The sequence below is a fragment of the Bacillus sp. EB106-02-03-XG38 genome (genome assembly GCF_058792175.1).
On sequence record NZ_JBYTED010000005.1, the window covers coordinates 37466 to 54476 of the forward strand.

Sequence of the window (17011 nt, forward strand, 5' to 3'; positions counted from 1 at the left end):
AGTAATTGGGCCATTTGTATGGAAAGCAATTCAAGGTGGCTATGATACAATTCTAGCTCGATTCACAAAAGCATCAAGCAATGCAGACGTAAATTCTTGGAATAAGTAATAGAAGATTTAGATAGGGAATTCCTTATTTATTCAATTCTTAAAATCAATATATAAAGGAGAAAGAATAATATGTTGGCGAAAATGAAAAATTGGTTAAAAAACGAAGACTCACAGTTATCATCAGAAAACGGTATGTTAATCGCCTTGGCTGTAATTATCGTATTAGTAATTGGGCCATTTGTATGGAAAGCAATTCAAGGTGGCTATGATACAATTCTAGCTCGATTCACAAAAGCATCAAAAAATGCAGATGTAGATTCTTGGAACTAAATATAAATTTAATAGTAAGCATAAGGGGACTACTACTAGAAGTAGTTCCCTTTTTTAGAAAACATATTGTATTTGGATTCAGAAAAGGAGAGAAGAGAGTGTTTTTGTATATTATAGGGTTACTACTAAGTTACATGATCCTAAACGTATTTACTGATTTGAAATATAGAAAAACGAGGAATGTGTGGCATCTTCTATTCTTAATTTTGGGGATAGGAATCACGTATTTTGCTGGAATAAGAACAGGCAAAGAGATTGCGATTGTACTAGGCATGGCCTTAGCATGTGGTTTATTGTTAGAGATATTTAAATTTTCGTCACCTGGTGATACGAAAATGCTTGTGGTGGTAGCTTTATATGTTAGCAATGTAGTAGAAGAATCGGCTGTGTTTACCGCAATTACACTAACAGCTTTTCATTTACTATTCTTTTGGATTGCTAGTGTGTATCGATTAATTAAGATTTTGGGGTTTATAGGAGCAATTAAAGACCAATTAGAGCATGCTGCTTCTATGTTTGGTGCAAAACTACCTAGGAAAGATATACAGCTGATACAGAGCTTTCCAGGTGCTTGTTCTATTTTATTAGGAGCACTGGTGTATGTTGCGTTTACTATATATCACAACGGAGGTATCTTGGCTTGAACAGTAAAATCATTCATCAAAGAGAAAAATATATTTACTTTACAATATTTGTGCTTATAGGAGTTCTCATTCTAAACGTGTTTATTAATATGTTATTGGTATTAGCATATCCTTTATTAATTGGATTAATTGTGCAGGTTATCTTACTACAGAAGATAAAAAAATCATTTTATCGGAATGGAAAAGAATTAACAGAACAGTTAAAATTAAAAAATATATTCCTGGTAGAATCAAATATTTTAGGAGATGAAGAGGGAACCGTCTATGAGGTGCATCAAATGCCTTTTGCATTCTCAAATGGACTAATCAATAAGGAGAAGGGTTATAAAGTAGTAAAACAAGAGTATGAAAGAAAAGTAAAAGAAGATTTAACAAAAATCTCAAAGTGGCAAGTTACAACAACACATCTTCGTTTATATACAATTTGGCAGAAAAATAGTACAGGTTATCAATTGAAAAAAATAGAGGATTGTATTGATCCGTATGCAAAGATGAACCGTGTACAATGGATGATTGCTTCATTCTGTACGACTGGTCGTATCAAGTACGATAAGAAACCAAAAGAGTGGGCAAGCTATGAATGGATTACTTTAAGATAAATAAAAAACAGAAGAAAAACTAAGTAGTTCAGTAATTGTAGGGAAACTTATTAATATGCTGTTTGTATTGGCATGATTGGATTAATTACTAGGTTGCTTGCTACAGAAGTTAAATAGTCATTTTATCGAAGCGGAAAAGTTAAAGGAACAATTAAAGCTGAAAAATATATTTTTACTAGAATGAAATGTTTTAGGAGATAAAAAGGGAATAGTTTATGAGGCGCATTAAATGTCTTTTGCATTCTCTATCGATTGAAAAAATAGAGAATTGTATTAACCCTTACACAAAGTTGAATTTTATTTAATAGATGATAGCTTCTTTTTGTACCACTAGCAGGCTCAAATGTAACAATTTATGAGTATAAGAATATTTTCTACCATCTAATCTAATTTGAACTACTCACCACTTAACGTCCTTACGGACTGTTTGAAGTGGGAGATTCCTGCGAACACCGGTGTATCCACCGGTTATCTTAGCAGGCTCTACCCGTAGTCCCTACGGTGAAAACATAAGTATCTTGTACGTTGACTCACCACACTACCTACTTTAGCTTGGTTTTCGCAACTTCGGCAAGTATGGGGCGAAAGAACGTTGAAGATTTTACGGTTGCAACGTTTTTCTGCAACCAACCTCATATCTTCAGTTTTCAAAGAGCAATCTGTACAAGTAAATGATAGCAAACATGTTGGCTTATGCCAACCGACATTCATCTCCCACCTAAAATTGGTGTTTCACACCTTCACATTTTTGAGGAAGGAGCCTTCTGTCGGAAAACGATAAAATTATTTTGATTTAAAGTTTCTTTTGATTTTCATATGAATAATTTCGAAGGTGTTTATTTTATACGAAAGAGAGTTAGAAGTGGCTATTTGAAGAATTTAATAATATTTTGTTTATTAGCTACATTCAGTCTAAATATTGTAGAATGTTCTAATAATTTGAGTTCACTAAGGGAAAAGTCTAAAACTTCAAAACCTATGGAGTTTAAACGAATTAACAAAGCATGGTACAAACATATGTAATAGTTTAAAAGAACTTGAAATGGTTACTGGCTAAAGGTCATAAGGAACAATTAATTTGGCTGATAGCAGATGATGCAGATCGAGAAAAAAATAACGGAATTACATTTGAATTTAAGTAATTATAAAATAAAAATGGTCTAGATTTAGACCGTTTTTTTTGATGTTTTTCATTGAAAAGCCACACTAAGGTGCCTTCCTCCGACTAGAACCACTTTAACTTTAAAAATATGTATTGGAATTTCATCCGAATATTATTTTTCTCAATGGACAATTGATATATTTCAGGGTTATTTGTACTGTTTTTATGTTAAGATATTCTGGTTGTTATCTGTCTTATTTTAGGAGGGTGGAAGATTTGCTAAGGGCTTTTGATTTGGACATTAGTTTCTATACAGAAAATATAAAAGTTTTAGAGTTATTAGGGAATCCTACTCGATTATCAATGGTTTGTAAATTGATATCATATGGATCTTTGTCAATTTCTGATCTAAGTAAGGAAACAAAAATTCCGGAAGATTTGATTGTACAACATTTGCGTAAATTAACTTCTGGAAATATTGTAATTAGTGAACGTATGGGGAAAAGGCTTTATTGTAGAATAAAAGATGATAAAACAATTGAAATTATTAAGGTTTTAGGGCTATTAAGTTAATTTTAATTACTATATATAAATGATACTTAAAGTTTTGTTATGATTTGATCGTATACAAGTACAAGTGCAAAATTACATATAGTTCTCCTTGGAGAATAGGTGGGTTATTTTATATTAATGAGATTGTACCAATATGAAAGAATAAAGGTAACTGTTTATTGTGGAGGCAATTGGTTATCCCTGCTTTCAATTTGGAAGGATAGGGATGGGATTCGTAAAAAATAAATGATATATCACTACCCTGATGGTAGTAGGTATTAGAAGGGATGTTAACGCATCACTTCTTTTTGATATGTACATAAGGTATTACTGTAAACTACTACAGAGATTATATTAAACATAAATAAAAATTAATGAGCTTATAATGGATATAATGTACAAGAGAAAAGACACCTTAAAGAGTCTTTTCCAATAGTTTTTTAGCAGAAGCAACTGCATCCGATAATGATTAATAGAATAAATAATACAACTAATAAAGCAAATCTTCCAGCAAAACCGCAGCCTTCGCCACAACTACCACTATATCCCATAACAATAGTTCCTCTTTAAGATAAGGGGGGAAACTAGGATTCATTCTATGGATTTTAACGGGTTCGTTTTACCTTATGTTTTGAAGAAAGAAATGAGCAGGTCCTTTTGAAAATAAAGAAAAGACGCCATTAGGCCCCTTTTCCATAGGTAAATAAGACTTTAGTTTTCCAATCTAAAGAAATGTTGTATCAGCTCTTTGTGAGTATATCATAATATCTGACCAACATATTATGCATTATTACATATTGTTCTAAAACCCTCTCTTTTACAGTTGATAAAATTAACCCCAAAAATCACTAAAATTAAAACGAATATTTCTATATATGAAAAATATTTACAAAAAATACAAAAGTGATACATTTAAAGTGCAAGTTATAAAAATATTTGATTGGGAATTATTATGTTTAAGAAATTAGTAGTAGGGGCTTTAGCAACTGGGCTTATGCTATCTGGTACTACAGGAGCATACGCAGCTGTAGATACTGATAATAATTTGAATAGTAGTAAGAAGCCAATTGCTGCATCATGTGATTATAAGGCTTTTCCTTATGCTAAAAAAGAAGATATGCCTATGGTAGTGATAAAAGGTGGAATAAAACATTATTTAAAAGGAACTGTTACAAAGGGTGGACAGTTATACGGGTTATATGAACCTGAATATTGTTAAAAAAGAAAGGACACTCAATGAGTGTCCTTTCTCCGACTTGAACCATCTTAATTTTAATAATATGTATTGGACTCCCATCCAACTATTATTTTACCACGTTAAGTAATATTGGTGTAACTTTCAGATGAATTCATGACGTTTATAAAGAAGTTGTACTGTTTTCAATCCTTTTTATTATCATATCTATGTGATATATTTATAACGTTAAGAGCGAAATATATCACATAGGAGGTTTATATGAAAAATAAATTGGCATATTTAGGGTTTCTTGGGTTTTTTGGTTTTTTAGGTCCGTTTACATTTTTAGGTGATATTTCATGGGCATATTATTTTTTCGGTTTCTTTTTCTTCTTCACATATGCAAAAGTAGTACCAGATGAACTTTTTATGCTGCATGTTCGGATCGCTGCTACAAGAGCTTTTTTCGTAGCACTAGTACTAGGCAGTATACTACTCTTAAGTGTTTTTATATTAGAAAATTTACATGTAATTCGGTTATTCGTTATAATTTCAGTTTGCATACCTGTAGGTACATTTATAATTAATTTAGAAATATTTGAGCGTAGAGAAAAGAAAGGAATGCAAGATGCCACTTAAGACTAGAATGAAAGAATATAGAATTAGGTTAAATATGTCTCAAGAAGATTTAGCCAAAGAGGTGGGTGTTAGAAGGGAAACAATTGGCAATCTTGAAAATGGAAAATATAATCCTTCATTCAAACTTACTTATGATATAGCAAAGGTTTTAAAAGTACCAATTGAAGTTCTGTTTTGGTTTGAAGAATAGGTTGTGTATAAAAATTAATTTCGGGTTTCTAACAAGAGACTCTATTTTATTCAATATTTTTTTAAATGGGGTCTTTGTATTTACCATTTGGGGTACCCTCAATATTTTTTATAAAAATGCATATAAGTTATAAGTAATATGAGCAATTATACAAGGAAAAAGTGAATTAGATTTTTATAAAGAAAAGACACCCTAAGGTGCCTTCCTCCGACTTGAACCACGTTCAGTTAGTATAAACTTATCCGTATTATCCCTTTGTTATACTTATAAACACATCCTATAAAACAGAATCGTCTATATACACCAGATTGTTAGTTTACAAAATACAAGAGTTTTGAGATCAGTATTAGAGTGACGCCACATCTTCTATAATAATTGGTATGTTGCGCCTATCAAAAGAATCTGTTTTATAGAATGTATTCACATTTTTATTTTACTATATGTAATATTTATTTGGTGTAATTTTTGTGAATATGTATAATTGCATAAGGTTTATAAAAAAGAGAGTATAATTGGGTATTGTGTAATAAAGAAAAGACACTCATTAAGTGTCCTTCCTCCGACTTGAACCATCTTAAATTTAATAATATGTATTGGACCTCATCTAATATAATTGTATCAAGCTGATGCACAGTGGTAATTGAGTAATACGATTAACAATAGAATGGTAGTAGTGAAGACACCTAAAAATAAGGAAGTAGATTCTTATATGTTGACTACGAATTCATCGACTCATGGTAACCAAAGTGGCTGAAAACAATCTCATTAATAGTATTACAATGATATACAATTCGGATTGAGATATCATAATACCAATCATTATGCCATTAATCCTCCCATTGCTCCTGCTACAATCCCATTTAATATGAGCATCATATCTTAAAATAGAAAAATGATAATACCACTAACAAAAATACTGATCAGGAGTCCTAAAACATAGGCTGCACTTAAATAGTTGTTACATTATTTGTAAGAGATATTTTTTGTTCATTTAAAAATCCAAGCAATCTTATTAATGCATTACGGAGGTTAACAGGTAAAAACATCAATCATACAGATTTCTGGACTTAAAAAGGGCTACTAAACTATGTAGTCCTTTTTAATAATTTAGTTTTCAAAAATCGATATTTTTTGTAATTCAGTTGCAAACTACAAAATTTCTTTTAAAAGAAATGTACATACACATTATATTTTATTCCATAAAGCTCTATCTTTTTTCACGATAGTTTAATATCGTGAAAAAATAAAATATTAGGTACGACATCACTTTGTTTTTTATATAGATTAGTAATTAAACTATATATTGAAATTAGCAATAATAAAATGTATTATTGAAAAGCGCAATTTATAATTCAAGTAATCAAGACTATGTACCCGTAATAATTTGAACATTCAGAAATTATAATATTGTCTAAAAATGAGTTGAGATTCTTAGAAACAGTACATATTAAATGGTATGGATTGTATAGTATAAATGATTTGTATAATAGAGAAGAAGCTTCTAAGAAGGGGATATTTACAATCTCTAGAGTAGATGCTAAGAATGAAACATTGCTCTATATAGGAAAAACCAAAAGAAGTTTTATACAAAAGATAAGGGAACTTAATAAGGAGTGGCCTTTTGATGAGAGCGAATTAAAGATTACATTAGGAATAATAGAATTTCCTAGTGGTGAAAGTTACTCTGAAAAGAAGGTAAAAGAGATAAAATCCCTTTTGATTTTACGACATACCCCATTAGAAAACAAAACATCTTTATTATACCATAGAGGGAAATTTAATTTAAAAATTATAAATAAGGGAAGAAGAGGCTTAATTGTTAAAAAGCTTTCTACAAAAGATCTAATATGGACGTAATTAGAATCACCTTTGAATAAAATTGAAGGTTTCTAAAGTGCTGAAGCTTATCAATTTTTAATGTATTAAATTATTTTGAGTAACATACATCAGATGCTTGAAAAAAACAAATTTTATTATGATATGAAATCCTGTATGGAAAGTGTAGTTCATTTCTATTATTTAATAAAAATATTAAGAATTATAGGGATAATGCATAAAGAGTAGAGGAAACAATAAACACGGAGGTTTAAAGAATGGGGCAAGTAAGCAGGTTTCAAGAAAAACAACAGAATCGTCGTCAAAAGGTGATTTTTAATATTGCATTTACTTTGATTTTAGTGACAGTTGGTATAGTGACATACCAGTTGTTTACCCCTTCTGATGCATCAAAGAAAGCAATTGCTCAAGAAAAGAAAGCAACAAAGATAGAAGAGAAGAAAAATGAAGATAAAGAAACAGCACAGATAGAAGAGAAGAAAAATGAAGATAAAGAAACAGTACAGATAGAAGAGAAGAAAAATGAAGATAAAGAAGCAGCACAGATAGAAGAGAAGAAAAGTGGAGATAAAGAAGCAGCACAGTTAGAAGGGAAACTAAAAGCAGAAAAAACGGCATCTAATGAAAAAAGTTCTCAAACTAATTCTTCTTGAAAGCCAATTGGAACAGAGCAAGGAGCAAAACCTGAAATGAAATTTAAAGAAGGAACAGTAGATTGGAGTGAGATGAAAAAAGCAATTTCTTATGCAGTTGATGTTCCAGAGAGTCAATTGATTTTCGATTTTATTGGGAATAATGGTAATAATAAAGCCTACGGTAATGTACGAGATAAGCAAAGTAATAAAAAATATAAGGTTAATATTGATTGGGTAGAGAATCAGGGGTGGAAACCAGAATCTGTTCAGGTGGTAAAATAAATAATAGAAATGTAATTATGTGTTTAAAAGTTTATTTTTGTAAAAACTCAAAAAAGAGTCCGTATCAATCAGGACTCTTTTTGTTATTTATTTATAAAATTTCTGTTGTTTTTTTCGCCGAGATACGTGCAAAATTAGGTTATAGCAATACAATTTTTACCAAACTTTGTTTTTCGTTGATATTTGTAACATAAACGCCCGTTTTTGTTACGTTTTATATTTGAAAATATGAAATATCCTAGCGGTTTAACTAGCTGTAACAAAATACTGTTTCAAAAATAATCTGTAACATTATTAGAAAAAGACGGTAGACATACGTTAAGACAAATATGTGAAGTGACAATAAATTCGTACTAAATATATTTATATACATTTCCTATACTATTTTTGAGAGCCATTAGATATTTTAGTTCCCTTATTGATATTGCGTTTTTATTTCCACACTCCTTTGATTTTGATACTATATCCCGTTTTCAGTAGTATCGATACTACTGAAAACGGGATATCTAATAAATATTGTTTAATCTAAAAGCCCTGTTCTATCGCACAGTTATCAAAATATAAATTGTTATATGCACCTTCCATAAATACTTCATCACAAGAGTCACATAAATATCGCTTTTCGTATCTAATTTCATATTTTTCTACGTTATTTCCTCCTTAATGTGTAAAAGTGTAAACGTGAACATTTAAACTTTTACACAAGTTCACAAAAATTACACAGCGATAAATTTATATATTGTAATATAATTAAATGTACTTCATTATTTACAAACAGGAGGGATTTCATTGGAATATTTTGATGATGAGTTATGCCAAATTGATATGGATCAAAAAGAAGCAATATTAGTTGTAAGAGCTTATAAAAGGTATTTAGCAAAAACAGATGAAGATAGAGAATATGGAACAGAAGTGATTGAACGTATTAGCAATAGTGATACTACTCGTGAGGATGCTGATTTTATTATAAGATGCATGGAAGTTATTGATGATATTATCGATAAAGTCGTCGAGGAGAAAGTAACAAATAAAAGCTAACCTACTACTATATGATAACCCTCCCCAAAAAACATCTAGCGTATAGACTACGGATTGTCTCTACATGAGCTTGTTGCTTTACGAATGAAACAACAATATATTTTATCTATCTTGCGTATAATGGATATTTTGTTTTTGAAAAGAATAAAAGTGCATAAAACCATTATTTAAATGGAGAAGCCCTAAGATTACGGGCTAGGGCTTTTCGGGTAGGTATTTCTCACACGACATTATAAAAAAGAACTTACTGAAGATAACACATGAATGTTTCATAAATATGTATCAAAAAAGTTATTTAAATTGTTGCAGCCCCTTAGAGGGCGCTCTAAGGGGCTAAGAATCGAGAATTTTTAAACTCTTGTTAATTATTACATGATTACTCTCTAAGGAGTATATAAGGAATTTTAGCACTTAACTAATAATTTTACAACTATATATTTTAATGTATGAATTAATAGGCTATTTATATAAAAAAAGGGCTCTTACTACTACGTAAGAGCCCCATGAACAAAGAAAAAGTCGTATATGACACTATATAAGAATCACAATAACATTTTAACATCTTGATATGTAGTCGTCTATACGTGATTGGCGTAGTAGGCCTAATAAAATGTCATTTGATTTGAAAGGGGAATGGGAAAATGATTGAACAGGTTGAGATCGAAGGGCAGTTATCAATATTTGATATAGATGAAACAAAAATCAAGCTGTATGAAGTCTTAAAAGCAAATGCTCGCCATTGCAAGATTAGGAGTTATTACCTACACAACGATTACATACGTGAAGTTAAGTAGTTCTTTATTAGAATTATAGATGACATAATTATTGATATGTGTTTGAGTCAGTTTCCTGAAGTATTTGCTGTGTACGAGGGATTCCCTGAAGCGCAGATCAAGAAGGTATACAGAGTGAGATTGCAATAATGCTATTTTATAAAAAAAGAGAAGCTCTTAATCAGGTCGCTCCTCTTAATGCCAATATACAATAACTATTCCATTATAATGTATGGGCGTAAAATATTTAATAATTATCTTTGTGGTAAAAATTTCATTTTTTCTTAGAACCTTTAAATCATGAAAAAAGGTTCTACTGTTTCCAACAGAACCTTTTCTAAAATGGCAAAGAGTAATCCTTACCTTACTCTTTATTCCCAGGAATTCATGTTTTATAAATCAGATTATGATAGTCGATATTCTCCATATTGACCAGAAAAGGACCAAGAATTCTAGTAAAATTCCAAGTGTTCTTTTCCTAGTTTTTTGAAATTCTTTTATTAAATAGCCAACAGCACTAATTGCTAGAAGAATGAAAAGAATAAGTTCTAGTGTAACTGGCATTTGATCTACTCCTAATCCGTTAATTAATTTATTATATAACGATTATAAGATATTTTTGTGGTTAATGGTGAAAAATTAAACAAAACTATCTCTATATGTAAAAAGGCCCTGTTGTCTCCAACAGGACCTCTTCTAAAATGGCAAAGAGTAACTCTTACCTTACTCTTTGTTCATATACTACAAGATTGTTAACAAAAATCCAAGGCCCTTTATATTGAGAAATAAAGAAAAATTATTATAAAGGATTTTATCTTTTTTCATAAATGAAAGAGCAGCTAAAAAACTAACTGCTCGGCTGGTTCTCCAGAGGGGAAAGGAGAAAGGTTAGGGACTTTATTAAATGTGTTATGGCCATCGCCTATCTATATTATTGACAAAATATTAAATTTTATTCTAGTAAACCTTAAAAGAGCACCTTTAAAAAGTACTCTTTAAGGGAAAAGTGAGATGTTAAAAAATAAATTAGGGTTTTTTGCTTTGAGATAATATATGACCATTTCATCATAATGTGACGATGGATCAAAAAAGAACAGCTAGCAAATGCTAACTGCTCAGTTCTCCAAGGGGGAACAAGGAGAAAATCTAATGTCATATACAGTATTGACGGAATATTGAGTTTCATTCAAGAGGTGTGTACTAATTATACAGGTTACATAAGAAGTCCTATTAGCATCCAGGCTGTCCCGACCAGAATTAAAGTTTCGAATGTAATCCAAAACTTTCTTTTTTCTGGTTTTGGAAATACTTTGATTACAGTAAATATGGCACTTATTCCTACAAGAGAGAAAAGAGCAATTCGGATTGTTTCCGTCATTTGCATCACCACCTAATATTTGGATAGTTTGATTATATATTAATCACCATTTTATTTCTCTCTATTAGATGGGTTAACAATGAGTAAGTCAACAAAACATATTTTTTGAATTATTTAATACAAATATATATAATTATATCGATGTTTACATATTAACTAGTTAAAAATGGGGAAAGAAAAATGAAAATTAAATTTGATGTGGTTAAAGATGAAAATTTTGATTTTACTTTATTAGAAGCAAAATTACTGAAAACTTTTAAAGAAGTGGATAATGTAGCAATAGTCGAAAAGGTTGAAGATAAAATTTTTGAAAAAGACGATGTGAAAACCCATTTAGAGGAGATTACTATTAATGTTACAGGAAAGAATATCGGATATAGATCAGTTTCAGCTAGTATATTTATTGTTCTAGAAAGTCTATCAATGAAGTTATTTAATATTAATATTAGTATACATTAAGCATCCAAAACGGAGGTCTTTTTCTTTGCTATGTAGAAATCACACATTAAACATATATTTATACACTTTGTTCCTATGCGTTAAGGAATAGTAATAATAGTAATAAAAAGATAATACCGATGAAACCGTATAAAAACAAAAAGAATCCTAAAAAGAGGGGGGTATGAAAATTGAGCATGATAAACCTTCTTGGGTATATAGAAGTTTTTAATATAGATTTGGTTTATTTGGAAGGAACAACATAAATTCGTATATATTATATGATAATATGAACATATTGGATATTTGAATTAAAGGATATCTATAAAAATAGGTAGAGTCTAGTTATTTGGTTCACATTTTAATTCAAGGGGGAAAAATTCGATACGATGTGAAAAGGATTTGTTGAAGCAATGGAAGGCGGATTTGCAAGCTATTTAAGAAGAGAAAAGGCTGAAGAAGAAGACTAAGAATACTTATCGTATAGTCAAATTAATGAATTTAATAGAATTAATAGATTAGCCTATTTAAACAAATGAACCCAACGAAAGAGAAAAGTTCTTTTTGTCTGTCTAAAAGTCAGCCAATATATAAATGATAAATTTTAGATAGTATCAGAGGGACAATTAATGGGATTGGTGGGATATGCACGAGCTGTTATAAGAGAGCAAGATCTAGGATTGTAATTTGAAACGGTAGAAACATATGGTAGTACAAAAATATTCACTGAAAGGTAGAAAGGAGTGGATTAAGAGAACATAAAGTTGTTGAAATCTTTGTATGAATTTATTAATATGGAACTATATTTATTGTTTATTTGATTCCGTTTATTCCCACACCTTATGCGTTGTGGTTGAGTTGTAGAAGCAAGTTATGTCTTGTTTTAATTCTGAAAGGGCTTCTTTGAGCCGATTAGTGTATATAAAGCTTATTTAATTAGCTGTGCACATTTTTAATCGACTTGAAGAAGCCCTTTTTGTGTTGTTTTAAAGTCTGTTTGGCTGGTAAAATCCATTATTACATTAGGCACAAATTATTATTTAGGGAGATATAAAATGAATACTAGTTTTGAGGTATCTATACTTTGATACAACAATCAAATTAGATAAAAAGAAAATCAAAAAATATTGGTCTACAAATCACGAGATATTTGCTAGAGCATTTGAAGTATAGATAGCATCCGATTTGCTAGAACAAGAACATAAAAACAATTATTTAGTTTGTGATATATATTCTTTTGTATATCTGTTAGTAGAACGAAGAAAGCATCTAAATAGAAGTATAAGGAGTTTAATGGAGGTAGTTGTTCTATACATAATAAACAATATATAAGGAGTGGGGGATTATGCATTATAACATTCAAAAAGGACAGTTCCGTTTAACAAGTGCTTATCCAAGAGGTAGCTGGTGGGAGTTTTATCGTGTTCCGTGTCCAATTTGTCATGATACAGGAAATTGCATGCTGCATGTTTCGCAAGAGAAAGTAGCGTGTACACGTGTAGAAAGTAAATGGATCTATGGAAAAAACACGGGCAATCCAAGCTACATTCACTACATAAATGGAAAAGATAAGTATCAATTGCCTGAGGTGAATGAAGTTCAGATCCATGATAAGAAAAGCAATGAGGAATTAAATGTGTTTAATCGTAAGTTAATGGATTTCATACCATTGCAAAAGCATCATCATGCACATTTAATAAGAGATAGAAAAATGAGCGAGGAACAAATACAAGTACGTCAATATCGCTCTTTCTTAAAACAACAAATTGAGTTAGAAGAGGATAATACATATACGACAGTTTGGGAAAAGCTATTTAAACAGATTGGGAATAAACATTGCTGGCAGGGAATTCCGGGTTTTTATGAGATGAATAAAGGTCGACTTTCTCTTCGTTTGATGTCAGGATCTCCTGGTATATTGATTCCTTTTCGAAACCAATACAATCAAATTGTTGGGTGGCAGGTTCGTGTGGATGAAGTGAAAAACTCCGTTTATGTGAAAACGGCACCTACTGGAGTTCAAGCGGAATTAATCGAACAGCCTAATGTTGTAAAGATAACTAAAAATGATGATTGTATCTTTGAAGGTGAACTAGAAGTGAGCAAAAAGGTAGAAATTCCATCTCAAGAGGAACGAATTGTTGTAAAGATTCATAAAGGGCAAAAATATTTATGGATCTCATCAGCAAACAAAAATCAAGGAACTGGTGCAGGAGGTAGTGAAAATCCACTGCCTGTGCACGTAGCGGTACCAAGTTCTCATTTGAAACATTGGAATTCTGGTACACTTCATCAAACTAAATCAGTGATGATAACAGAGGGAGCTATAAAAGCAGATCTGATTGCTGATTTGATTCCAGAGAGATTTAATAAAGTGGAACTTTCTGAAGTAGGAACAACTGTTCTTGCAATTCCTGGTGTAAATGCTTGGCGAATTGTTATGCCTGTATTAAAGGATATGATGGTAGAAAATGTTTATTTAGCGTTTGATGCCGATTTAGTAGAGAATGTAAAAGTACGAAAAGCTCTTATAGACTTTGCGACAAAGCTAAAGAAAGAGGGTTATAACGTAATTATTGCTGCATGGAACCCAGCACAAGGGAAAGGTCTCGATGATGCAATGCAAGCTTCTTTCAAGCCTGTTTTCCGCACAATATAATAAATCGTATCATTTTAGCTAGGGGATTATATATAAAAGAAAGGTGTGTATTAAGGATATGGATATTATGCAACAATTAATGGACGTAGAAAAAACTAGGGAACAAGAAAGAATGGAACTCATTCAGCGATTTTATAATGAGGGGGGTTCTATCATGAAAATTGCAAATGCGACAAATATGTGTGAAGAGGTTATTTTATATATCAAGTAACTAGAAGCCATACTTGGTGATGTGAATAGAGGAGAAAAAGATAGAATTGTAATTCTATCTTTTTTTCTGTGCTTAAATACAATTTTAAAACGAGAAAGGTAGAGGAAGAACATGAGTGTCTATGTAAAAAAGAATCTAGTAAATTTACGAGTTGATTATGCTTTTAAGCGTTTGTTTGGAGTAGAAGGAAATGAAGATATATTAATTGGGTTTCTTAACGCAGTACTACAATCATCTATTGATGAAGAAATTAAATCTTTGCACTTAGATGATCCGCACCTTCCAAGAGAGCAGAAGGATGATAAATTGTCTATTTTAGATTTGCGAGCTACGTTAAATAGTGGTATAAAAATTAATATAGAGATTCAAGTTCGAGACAAAAAAGATATGATAGAGCGCTCTTTGTTCTATTGGTCAGGCATGTATTATTCCCAAATGACTCAAGGGATGCAGTACACGGAATTAAGACCAACCATTTGTATTAATATAGTAGATTTCATTCTGTTTCCAGAAGAGCAAGAGTTTCATAATGTTAATACAGTGATGAACAAGAAATCGAAGCGCATTATTACTGAAAATATGCAGTTGCATTTTCTTGAAATTCCAAAAGTAATTCAAGAATGGCAAGGAGAACGAATGAATCCATGGGAAGATTCTTTAGCGCGTTGGTTATTATTATTTCCTGCGCATGAGGATGAGAGATTAACAACAATCCTGGAGGCGATAGCAATGGAAAAAGATCCAGTTTTGAAAAAAGCAATAGAGGATTGGGAGCGTTTAAGTAGCGATAAGGACTTTTTACGGTTATATGAGGCTAGAGAAAAAGCAATAAAAGATAGAGTATCAGAAATAGAAACGGCAAAAGAAAAAGGTGCAAAAGAAGCCATAATACAACTAATTCAAAATATGATTAAAGTAGGGTTACCTATAGAGAAAGTTGCAGAAGCTGCTGAATTAAGTGTAGAAGAGGTTAATAAGATATTACAAAATATATAGTAGAGAATAGTTGTGAAAATAGGTAATTGTTATTACAAACAATTACCTATTTTTTTATTCTTTTTAATTGTTGCCCATTTTGTGATTTTAATTATATTTTTTCATGCTTTAGCATTCCTTCTAACTTATAACACAATTAAAATATCAGGAAATAATGATGTAAATTAAGGTGAATTTAAACAAAATCCTTATTTAAATGAAGAAGCCCTAGGATTAGGGGTCTAGGGCTCCAAGTCATGGTATATCTCACACGACATTATAAAAAGAAAAGAACGTACTGAAGATAACACATGAATGTTTCATAAATGTATCAAAAAAGTGAACAAAAAGTGATTTTATAAATCAAAGTACTCAGCATACTTAACTAACGGCTTGTTGAAAAAAAGAAGCCCTGCAGAAAATGTTACAGAGCTTCATAAGACTGAGTTATGTCGTACTCACAGGTGATTTTAACATGGTTTTAGCAGGAAATAAATTGGTAAATATGACCAAGTAGTTTGAAGCTATTATTTAAAACAAAAATGCTTTCTGGTAAGCATAAGTAAAAAAGAGCACTAAATAAAGTGCTCTCGTGACGAGATTCCTTTTGTAACGACTATTTTATATAGAAAGGAACGTAGAATATTATATGGTTGCCCAGTTAAATAAGTGCCTTTTACAAATAAAAGAGCAGTTAGCAAAAGCTAACTGCTCCAATCATGGAATATGGTTAAGAAATGGGTTGTCTACATTATTGACGGAATATTGAGTTTTATTCGACGGAACTTATGCTCTACAAATTAGATTATAATATTTGCAATTACCCATATCGCCCAGAAAAGAACTAAGAATTCTATTGAAATCCAAAGTGCTTTTTTCTCAGGTTTTTTAAACTCTTTTATTAAAGAGAAAACAGCACTAATTGCTATAAAGATGAAAAGAGCAAGTCTTATTGTATCAGGCATTTTAACCACTCCTAATTTAAATTAAATTCATTATATATCGATTTTAAAATTTTTAGATAGTTATTGGTGAAAATTAAGCAAAATTTAAACAAAATTAACCTTTTGAGAGAAAGTGAGGAATAACAATGGGACTAGGAAAGCGTGGAAATGAAGTAGACCAACAGCAAGGTGAGATTAGTCTGTTTTCTGAAATCAGGAATATAGGACATGTTAGTAATATCAGAGTCAAACAGATTGATAGGGCCATACAATACGTTTTAGATAATGACGAGGCAGTGGTTAATAAGATTTTACCACATAAATATGGAAGAATAATCTTAAAAACAGGTAATTGTTTTATACATGCAATTGCCTGTTTTTTAATTTTCTCCCAATGTAATAAATAATTCGAATAGGATATTAGTGGATATATCTTATTTAGAATTTATTGTGTTTCAAAACTTCTAAATAAGATAAAAGGAATATATTGCACGTTTTAATTTGTTGAATTAACATATAAAGATATGGTTGTATGGATAATTTCTTTAAGAAGTCTAA

The 17011-nt window shown here is 30.8% G+C and carries 17 protein-coding genes and 3 pseudogenes; 17 read left to right on the top strand and 3 right to left on the bottom strand.

The annotated features are described in order from the left end of the window. The first annotated feature begins 180 nt into the window (after positions 1-180). The 4 genes from AC3WTI_RS21025 (at position 181) to AC3WTI_RS21040 (ending at position 3299) form a co-directional block, all read left to right on the top strand. Entirely contained in the window at positions 181-381 is a 201-nt protein-coding gene (locus tag AC3WTI_RS21025; protein WP_000879950.1) for a hypothetical protein, read from the top strand. Between the two features lie 98 nt (positions 382-479). Continuing rightward, entirely contained in the window at positions 480-1025 is a 546-nt protein-coding gene (locus AC3WTI_RS21030; RefSeq protein WP_097842124.1) for a hypothetical protein, read from the top strand. After that, a complete protein-coding gene (locus tag AC3WTI_RS21035) occupies positions 1022-1624 on the top strand; it encodes a hypothetical protein (protein WP_492304394.1) in 603 nt (200 codons plus the stop codon). Before AC3WTI_RS21030 ends, AC3WTI_RS21035 begins: the two co-directional genes overlap by 4 nt. 1396 nt (positions 1625-3020) lie before the next feature. After that, on the top strand, positions 3021-3299 hold the full coding sequence (locus AC3WTI_RS21040) for an ArsR/SmtB family transcription factor (RefSeq protein WP_492304465.1): 279 nt from the start codon (positions 3021-3023) through the stop codon (positions 3297-3299). A 419-nt stretch (positions 3300-3718) separates the two neighbouring features. On the opposite strand, the gene AC3WTI_RS21045 is transcribed toward AC3WTI_RS21040, so the two are convergent. After that, entirely contained in the window at positions 3719-3829 is a 111-nt protein-coding gene (locus AC3WTI_RS21045) for a YjcZ family sporulation protein (RefSeq protein ID WP_071758052.1), read from the bottom strand. A gap of 401 nt (positions 3830-4230) precedes the next feature. Here AC3WTI_RS21045 and AC3WTI_RS21050 point away from each other — a divergent pair, with 401 nt between their 5' ends. From AC3WTI_RS21050 to AC3WTI_RS21080, 7 genes and pseudogenes are all read left to right on the top strand, one after another. Continuing rightward, entirely contained in the window at positions 4231-4497 is a 267-nt protein-coding gene (locus AC3WTI_RS21050) for a hypothetical protein (protein ID WP_097841309.1), read from the top strand. 237 nt (positions 4498-4734) lie between these two features. After that, positions 4735-5094, top strand: a complete 360-nt coding sequence (locus AC3WTI_RS21055; protein ID WP_097841310.1) for a DUF3796 domain-containing protein — start codon at positions 4735-4737, stop codon at positions 5092-5094. Beyond that, positions 5084-5284, top strand: a complete 201-nt coding sequence (locus AC3WTI_RS21060) for a helix-turn-helix transcriptional regulator (RefSeq protein WP_048530145.1) — start codon at positions 5084-5086, stop codon at positions 5282-5284. The genes AC3WTI_RS21055 and AC3WTI_RS21060 overlap by 11 nt, the downstream gene beginning before the upstream one ends. 1422 nt (positions 5285-6706) lie before the next feature. Beyond that, positions 6707-7141, top strand: coding sequence for a sodium:proton symporter (locus AC3WTI_RS21065; RefSeq protein WP_142305875.1), 435 nt, complete (start codon positions 6707-6709; stop codon positions 7139-7141). A 236-nt stretch (positions 7142-7377) separates the two neighbouring features. Then, positions 7378-8037, top strand: a pseudogene (locus tag AC3WTI_RS21070) (YrrS family protein). Positions 8038-8826: 789 nt separating this feature from the next. Next, complete coding sequence (locus AC3WTI_RS21075; protein WP_097841312.1) at positions 8827-9075, top strand: hypothetical protein; 249 nt, start codon at positions 8827-8829, stop codon at positions 9073-9075. Between the two features lie 641 nt (positions 9076-9716). Beyond that, a pseudogene (locus AC3WTI_RS21080) lies at positions 9717-9998 on the top strand (hypothetical protein). A gap of 1063 nt (positions 9999-11061) precedes the next feature. On the opposite strand, the gene AC3WTI_RS21085 reads toward AC3WTI_RS21080, so the two are convergent. Beyond that, entirely contained in the window at positions 11062-11226 is a 165-nt protein-coding gene (locus AC3WTI_RS21085) for a hypothetical protein (RefSeq protein ID WP_097841313.1), read from the bottom strand. A 180-nt stretch (positions 11227-11406) separates the two neighbouring features. On the opposite strand from AC3WTI_RS21085, the gene AC3WTI_RS21090 reads away from it, so the two are divergent. From AC3WTI_RS21090 to AC3WTI_RS21110, 5 genes and pseudogenes are all read left to right on the top strand, one after another. Further along, positions 11407-11685: a hypothetical protein gene (locus tag AC3WTI_RS21090; RefSeq protein WP_087953947.1), complete on the top strand. Its 279-nt coding sequence runs from the start codon at positions 11407-11409 to the stop codon at positions 11683-11685. 1056 nt (positions 11686-12741) lie between these two features. Then, positions 12742-12996, top strand: a pseudogene (locus AC3WTI_RS21095) (LPD1 domain-containing protein); the annotation flags it as partial. A gap of 13 nt (positions 12997-13009) precedes the next feature. Then, positions 13010-14323, top strand: coding sequence for a DUF3854 domain-containing protein (locus AC3WTI_RS21100; protein ID WP_097841314.1), 1314 nt, complete (start codon positions 13010-13012; stop codon positions 14321-14323). Positions 14324-14381: 58 nt separating this feature from the next. Further along, entirely contained in the window at positions 14382-14534 is a 153-nt protein-coding gene (locus AC3WTI_RS21105; protein WP_179861172.1) for a hypothetical protein, read from the top strand. A gap of 111 nt (positions 14535-14645) precedes the next feature. Further along, positions 14646-15530 carry an Rpn family recombination-promoting nuclease/putative transposase gene (locus tag AC3WTI_RS21110; RefSeq protein ID WP_097841315.1) on the top strand — a complete coding sequence of 295 codons (885 nt, stop codon included), beginning with the start codon at positions 14646-14648 and terminating at the stop codon, positions 15528-15530. A gap of 779 nt (positions 15531-16309) precedes the next feature. Here AC3WTI_RS21110 and AC3WTI_RS21115 read toward each other — a convergent pair. Beyond that, a complete protein-coding gene (locus tag AC3WTI_RS21115; protein ID WP_048530165.1) occupies positions 16310-16474 on the bottom strand; it encodes a hypothetical protein in 165 nt (54 codons plus the stop codon). Positions 16475-16599: 125 nt separating this feature from the next. Here AC3WTI_RS21115 and AC3WTI_RS21120 point away from each other — a divergent pair, with 125 nt between their 5' ends. Next, positions 16600-16860, top strand: coding sequence for a hypothetical protein (locus AC3WTI_RS21120; protein WP_048530167.1), 261 nt, complete (start codon positions 16600-16602; stop codon positions 16858-16860). The last annotated feature ends 151 nt before the right edge of the window (positions 16861-17011 follow it).

Excerpts from the sequence above, each read along its gene's own strand:
- AC3WTI_RS21025 (WP_000879950.1), top strand. The coding sequence starts at position 181 with ATGTTGGCGAAAATGAAAAATTGGTTAAAAAACGAAGACTCACAGTTA.
- AC3WTI_RS21045 (WP_071758052.1), bottom strand. The coding sequence starts at position 3,829 with ATGGGATATAGTGGTAGTTGTGGCGAAGGCTGCGGTTTTGCTGGAAGA.
- AC3WTI_RS21050 (WP_097841309.1), top strand. The coding sequence starts at position 4,231 with ATGTTTAAGAAATTAGTAGTAGGGGCTTTAGCAACTGGGCTTATGCTA.
- AC3WTI_RS21055 (WP_097841310.1), top strand. The coding sequence starts at position 4,735 with ATGAAAAATAAATTGGCATATTTAGGGTTTCTTGGGTTTTTTGGTTTT.
- AC3WTI_RS21060 (WP_048530145.1), top strand. The coding sequence starts at position 5,084 with ATGCCACTTAAGACTAGAATGAAAGAATATAGAATTAGGTTAAATATG.
- AC3WTI_RS21085 (WP_097841313.1), bottom strand. The coding sequence starts at position 11,226 with ATGACGGAAACAATCCGAATTGCTCTTTTCTCTCTTGTAGGAATAAGT.
- AC3WTI_RS21090 (WP_087953947.1), top strand. The coding sequence starts at position 11,407 with ATGAAAATTAAATTTGATGTGGTTAAAGATGAAAATTTTGATTTTACT.
- AC3WTI_RS21100 (WP_097841314.1), top strand. The coding sequence starts at position 13,010 with ATGCATTATAACATTCAAAAAGGACAGTTCCGTTTAACAAGTGCTTAT.
- AC3WTI_RS21105 (WP_179861172.1), top strand. The coding sequence starts at position 14,382 with ATGGATATTATGCAACAATTAATGGACGTAGAAAAAACTAGGGAACAA.
- AC3WTI_RS21110 (WP_097841315.1), top strand. The coding sequence starts at position 14,646 with ATGAGTGTCTATGTAAAAAAGAATCTAGTAAATTTACGAGTTGATTAT.
- AC3WTI_RS21115 (WP_048530165.1), bottom strand. The coding sequence starts at position 16,474 with ATGCCTGATACAATAAGACTTGCTCTTTTCATCTTTATAGCAATTAGT.
- AC3WTI_RS21120 (WP_048530167.1), top strand. The coding sequence starts at position 16,600 with ATGGGACTAGGAAAGCGTGGAAATGAAGTAGACCAACAGCAAGGTGAG.